Origin of the sequence: Dysgonomonas sp. 511 (assembly GCF_010501105.1) — a bacterium.
GTDB lineage: Bacteria > Bacteroidota > Bacteroidia > Bacteroidales > Dysgonomonadaceae > Dysgonomonas.
On the sequence record NZ_QVMQ01000010.1, the window covers coordinates 1 to 2,617 of the forward strand.

General features: G+C 37.8%; 2 protein-coding genes. Both read right to left on the bottom strand.

Translation table 11 applies throughout. The features are described 5' to 3' along the window. Nucleotides 1-290: 290 nt before the first annotated feature. Nucleotides 291-959: a hypothetical protein gene (locus tag D0T57_RS05670; protein WP_163271766.1), complete on the bottom strand. Its 669-nt coding sequence runs from the start codon at nt 957-959 to the stop codon at nt 291-293. A gap of 13 nt (nt 960-972) precedes the next feature. Next, nucleotides 973-2,617 (bottom strand): RHS repeat-associated core domain-containing protein (locus D0T57_RS05675; protein WP_185154639.1); only part of this gene is annotated, 1,645 nt, incomplete at its 5' end.

Sequence of the window (2,617 nt, forward strand, 5' to 3'; positions counted from 1 at the left end):
TGGTTTCCATCTTATGAAAAACTGGGGAGTTTTTCTTTCTAAGATACTAAAAATCAAGGTCTTTTCAAAATAATAACAGGCTTATTATCAGTTAATTATTCCCCTTTTTATCCTATTTTTGTCATGTACTATGCAGATGTAACACATGTGAGGGTGTTTTTATCTGTTACTTTTTAAAAATTTATCAAAGGGCTTTGAGTATAGATAAAGTTGTTGAATAATTATGTCATGAGATACAATCGTGCAAAATCGGAGATTATGTATCAAATAATCACATAATAATTTAAGAATTATCTAATTTCTAAAGAAGTTTGTCCCACTTCTAAGCCTGTAATATTTTCTTTATTTAATTTTAACAATAAAGGTGTTGAAAAAAAAAGGCCTTGTCCTTCTAAGTTTATAATATCCCTATTCAAAGAATCATTTTTTACTAATTCCAAGTTTATAGTTTTGACTAATGCGCCTGCTACTTTCTTATAATCATCTTTTGATAAATTATTTAGTTCACTCTCTTCTATTAGATGACAAAACTTACTTTTAAAAAAATTTATAACATCCTCTGTGAAGATTGGAAAACCTATGGTATAATAAATATTATTAAACCCTTCTATTTTTGAAGGAATCTTAATATAATCACCTACAGAAAAACTGTCCATTATCTTAATCACCTTTTGAGATACTAAAAAATTTAATCCCATTTCATATGGAGAAAAACTAACAAAATCTGTCTCTTTTGCTTTCTTCAAAGGAAAATATATTAATTCGGAAATTTCTTCAGATTCAACATTTCTAAAATTATTAATCGTAAAAGAATTAAACTCTCCATCAAAAAAATTTTCATAGTACTGCCGCTCTTTTTTATTAACAAAAGACTTATTTTCAATTAATTCTACTTGATAAATTCCATTATTAACTCCTATAATCAATGGATCAGACGACGTGCTTATTATTTTATACATACTTTAACATATTTTAAGGAACCATATCTTCAAAATATTCATTTAATGTTTTTCCTGAATTTTGAGCAGTCCCTATTAAATCGCGTAATTCATTTTGCAATTTAGTTACATTCGCTAATGTTAACCCTTCTGACGATTTTGCTAGTTTATCTAGTGCTGCAGCAACATATTTATTATAATTAGGATGATTCCCATGAAATGGAGTTTCTAAATCAATAAGATTATTTCTATTTTTTGCATTTTTATGAGCTTTAGCTTGAATGTATCCTTTTATTTTCCTTAATTTTTTTCTAAATAATTTATATACAGCATTAGGAATTATATGATGAACTTGCTTTTTACAACTTAATCCTAAAATATCCAACTCGCTATTCGTATCATATACATACCCATATAGCGATGGATTATTCCCACCCAACCTTATCGGATCCTGACTAATATACATCCCCTCCTCCGGAGAGTAATACCGAAACCGATTATAATACAAGCCTGTTTCCGAGTCCTCATACTGCCCCTGATACCTGAACGGACAATCTACTTTCCACTGACCCTCAAAGTTACACACTTTTCCGTAAGAATCAAGGGTGCAAGACCAAACTTTTGAACCCATTTCATCATACATCGCTTCGGGAGTGCCCAAATAATTGGTGACGATGGAAAACTCCTGATCTCCAACCAGCTTGGCTGTCGGCACAAATGTCCCTTCCTCAAACACCCAAGTAGTTACAGGCTCTTTCGTTATTTTTAGATACTGCCCTTCTTCACTGTATTCTGTGGTATGCACCTCGCGCCATTCATGTAGCGGCACGTTGCCATCCCAGACAAACTTGGTAGTAGTGCGTGCAAAATGCTTTTCTGTCCTTCTACCTAGTGCATCATACGTAAAGAGAACCGAACGGCCATCGGGACGCTTTACAATCGACAACATTCCTGCAGCATTCCAATAATACTCCCATGTTTCGCCGTGCTTACCCTTCTTTTCTTTCAGATTACCTTCTTTGTCGTATTTGTATGTCCAATCCTCGGCCTTTACAAGCTGACCGCCTTTGCTGTACTTCCTGTCCATACGGTCGAGGCTCTCGAACAGGTTACCCGTCTTGTCAGGATTGCGGTGTTCGATTTTGCCATCGGGGAAGATGGTTTTGCTCAGGTTGCCCCAAGTATCATAAGTAAACTTGGTTTGCTTGCCATTGTCATCTATTTGCAGGAGTTGGTCGTTGATACCCCACAGGTAGGATTTTTCGGAGAGGCTGCGGTTGTTTTGCTGAATACCGTGCCCCGTTACCCTACCCAGACGGTCGCGGGTAGTCCGCGACGACAAGCCGCCTTGCATTGTCCGTCCGATTTCAAGTCCGAAGAGATCGCGCTGATACTGGGTTTGCCAGCCGTTGGCGTGAAGGCTGGTAAGGTCGCCCATAAGGTTGTAGCCCGCGCGGATATCTGCTCCCAGATCGGATGTGATGCCGATGCGGTTGCCGGCTTCGTCGTAACGGCTTTCTACAGCATAGCCGTTGGTAATTTCCTTGACTACCCGCCCCAGAATATCCCGTTCGAGGACTACTTCGGCGGCACCGTTCTCGGCCTTTATCAGTGCGCCGTCTTTGCGGTATTCGTAGATTTCTTCTTCGCGGTTCTTACCGGTGGGATCGTAGATCACT

Bases quoted from the DNA above. Each gene is read 5' to 3' on its own strand.
- D0T57_RS05670 (WP_163271766.1), bottom strand. From the start codon at position 959: ATGTATAAAATAATAAGCACGTCGTCTGATCCATTGATTATAGGAGTT.